General features: G+C 57.7%; 4 protein-coding genes. All 4 read left to right on the top strand.

Annotated elements, in window-relative coordinates; all coding sequences use genetic code 11:
- Positions 1 to 604 precede the first annotated feature (604 nt).
- The 4 genes from FHW69_RS18840 (at position 605) to FHW69_RS18855 (ending at position 2,813) form a co-directional block, all read left to right on the top strand.
- Complete coding sequence (locus tag FHW69_RS18840) at positions 605 to 1,081, top strand: DUF6714 family protein (protein WP_183424646.1); 477 nt, start codon at positions 605 to 607, stop codon at positions 1,079 to 1,081.
- A gap of 271 nt (positions 1,082 to 1,352) precedes the next feature.
- Positions 1,353 to 2,015, top strand: a complete 663-nt coding sequence (locus tag FHW69_RS19245) for an RHS repeat-associated core domain-containing protein (protein WP_343204055.1) — start codon at positions 1,353 to 1,355, stop codon at positions 2,013 to 2,015.
- Positions 2,016 to 2,064: 49 nt separating this feature from the next.
- The gene (locus FHW69_RS18850) at positions 2,065 to 2,421 is read left to right on the top strand and encodes a hypothetical protein (protein WP_183424647.1); all 357 of its coding nucleotides are present in this window, start codon (positions 2,065 to 2,067) and stop codon (positions 2,419 to 2,421) included.
- Positions 2,422 to 2,525: 104 nt separating this feature from the next.
- The gene (locus tag FHW69_RS18855; RefSeq protein WP_183424648.1) at positions 2,526 to 2,813 is read left to right on the top strand and encodes a transposase; all 288 of its coding nucleotides are present in this window, start codon (positions 2,526 to 2,528) and stop codon (positions 2,811 to 2,813) included.
- The last annotated feature ends 247 nt before the right edge of the window (positions 2,814 to 3,060 follow it).

The raw sequence follows: 3,060 nt of genomic DNA on the forward strand, positions 1-3,060 counted from the left end.
GTGAATTTGCTTTTGCGCATCGTAGGTCTCCTTGGGGATATTTTGCCCGGGGACCTCGGTTTATGTCTGGAGTAAGTTTACGGGGAGGCGACATTTTCTGACCAGCCAGGCTTGTCGGCCGGACCAATGTGCCAAGGTTCATTCATTGCTGCTGGTGCGGTATGTGGCGGCGTCATCGGCTACGTTGGAGGCGGTTTACTGGGTGGCGCAGGCGGTGGCGTAGTCTGCTCGCCTACCGGCCCGGGTGCCATCGCCTGCATGGTAGGCGGTGGTGCAGCAGGAAGTTCGGCGGGCGGAGCCGCGGGCTCCACGGCTGGAGGCGTCGCCGGCGGCTGGCTTGGCTAAAAAATCTGCCCAGAAGACGAGTGTGAGCGCCTGACTGACGAAGTTAACCGAGCAAAGGACTTGGTTGGATCGCCAGGCAGATGTAAAGCAGGTATGTCGAAGTTTGATCTAGCTATCCGAAAAGCTGCGTGGTTAGCGCTCGCTGTAGCTAGATCCCAACGCGAACAAAAGTGCTGGGCTGGAGGAGCGAAGGTCTCCAGCAGGCGATGGCCGATGCATGGACCAATGTGGGCAAGTGTCAGGCACTATTGGAGTAACCATGAACCTATCTCATCAAATAAATGAGGCTTTCGCGACCAGGCAGATGCCGGAATTGGTCGCCGATACCTCACGCCCGCACATTTCCGATAGGGAGGACGCTGAAAGCGTGAGCCACCTCTCGCGAGAGAAGCTTGATTGGTCGCTGTTACAGAAGCATGCGGATGCCCTATACGCCATGACGCCTGCAGCCTTCAGATACTATCTTCCTCGGTTCATGGTGGTAGCCATGGAGCCTAGCGATATTACCCCGCTGTTCGTATCACCGATTCTTCAAATGTTGGATGCCGGGCCAGATGAAAGCTATTGGAGCGATCGATTCAGGCACTTCTGGCTTGGTATGACCGTCGCTGAATACGAAGCTGTGAAGGCATGGCTCGTCTTTATGGCCTCATCAGACGATTTCGGCCTCGATGATATTGTTTTGGCCAGATGTTTTGATACGGTTGATTTGCTCTGTCGCGCCGGCGACGTCTAAGTGCATTAGTGCGTCCACTACCACCTGCTTCTGCATTTGGTGGTGACGAAAATTTGCATGCAGGTGTAGATCGACGAGCTCAAAGAGTCCCGCACGACGACCCATCCCGCAGCCAGGCTGTACCATCTTCTGCCACTTCCGAGGACTGATTCGTAGCCAGCGAACGAGGCCGACGCTTGCCGGCGCGAACCCGAGCGCGTACAAAACCGTCTCAAGGATTTTCAGCCAGGATGCCTCGCCCGCCCATGCCCGCCGTGCTCGCCAAGCCGCGCTGTATCAAGGCCAGCCACCGGCGTCGGCGCAGGGGTGCGTCAAGGGTGGGGCTTCCGGCCAGTATTTCGATGCCGAGAATGGGCTGAATTACAACGTCAACCGGGACTACGGGGCGGCGACGGGGCGGTACGTCCAGAGCGATCCTGCTGGGCTAAACGGAGGTGTGAGCACGTACGGATATGTTGAATCAGCGCCGCTCGACTCGTTTGACGACGTCGGACTACAAGCATGGCAGACGCCGCGTACGGCGCCAGGCACCTGGCCGGGGCCTTCTCCAACGGGGCCGGTGCCGAACTTGGGGCCGGCGGCAAACGATCCCGAAATTCCTCCAGGCTCGGTAGGGGCACTTTGCCCACGCCTTGGCATGGCGGGCGTTGTGCTGTACTCGTTCTTACCGAATACAACAAGCGGATGCGATCAGCCATTTCCCCCAGGTGACAACAGTTGCCCTAACAACGCCTGCGAAAAAGCGAAACTGGATGCGCGTAACGCTTACTGGGAGCTGACTTCAAAGAGGATCCCTCAGTTTCAGTCAGGTGGAGTGCGAGGTAGAGATGCGAACCATTTGAAGTCAATCTACGAGGCACAGCAACGACTTCGAAAAGCAACCGGTCGCGTTCGCTTTCACTGCAACATTCTTCCGCCCGAAATCGGTGAATGAGAAATGGCCGCAAACATAAATGGTCCAGGCTTTTGAAGGAATTTTGTCCATGTCTATAAAACTGCCTGCTGTCATAACCGGGTGCGATGAGTACGAAACCCTGGCCGAGGAAGAGCGCGCAGCTCTCGTTCGGCGACTGGAGGATGCGCTCGATTTGGGCGTCTCGCTGGCGAGCGGCGAGCGAAAAAACGGATATCCTGACTTTTTTCAGTTCGTAGAAGCTTTGGAGCAGGATGCTAGCCATCTTCAAGAATTCACCCTGCCTTTGGTGTCTGCAGTGGACGGAGTGACAAGCGCTACAGAATATGGGGCGGCGATGGCGCACCAGATCGCTTTGGACATCCTGCTCGGCAAGGTTCTCTCTGCGTGTTACAAGCTTCGCCTTAATGGACTTGTCCCGAGGTGAATGCAGATGTTTGTGTCAATCGGTAGTTCAAACCGATCCGTAAGGCGACGCACCCGGCGGTCAGGCTGAACCGCTACCGATGTCACGTCCCTGGGGAGAAGCTGATGAGCTATGCCACCGATGATGCCGAGAGGTCGAGCGCGTGCAAAGAACAGATCGTGCGCATCCTCAAAGAGGTCGAGGCCGGTGCGAGGGTGGCCGAAACGGGCCGCAAGCACGGCATCAGCGAGCCGACCTACTACGTCTGGAAGAACAAATACGCCGGAATGGAGGTGTCGCGGCTACGGCATCTGAAGTATGTCCAAGCCGAGTTGGCGCGCCCCAAGCGCATGTGCGCCGACTTGGCGCTGGAGCACCACGCGCTGAAGGATGTCCTGTCGCGAAAGCTCTAAGCCAGGCTCGGCGACTGGAGCTGAGCCTGGCGATGCAAACCCATCATGGCCTGAGTGCCCGGCGTGCGGATCGCGCGCTGAGGCTGTCGCGTTCGGCGCGCCACTACCGATCACGGGGGCGCGACAATGGCCCGCTGTTCACCGCCATCGAGGTGAAGCGTCCTCGTACTTTCGAGTCATCTGGAAATAGAGGTGGTTGATGATGCCATGGCATAGCGGATAGGCGACAGACCACCGAGAGAGCGAT

This window comes from Luteibacter sp. Sphag1AF (assembly GCF_014192715.1).
GTDB lineage: Bacteria > Pseudomonadota > Gammaproteobacteria > Xanthomonadales > Rhodanobacteraceae > Luteibacter.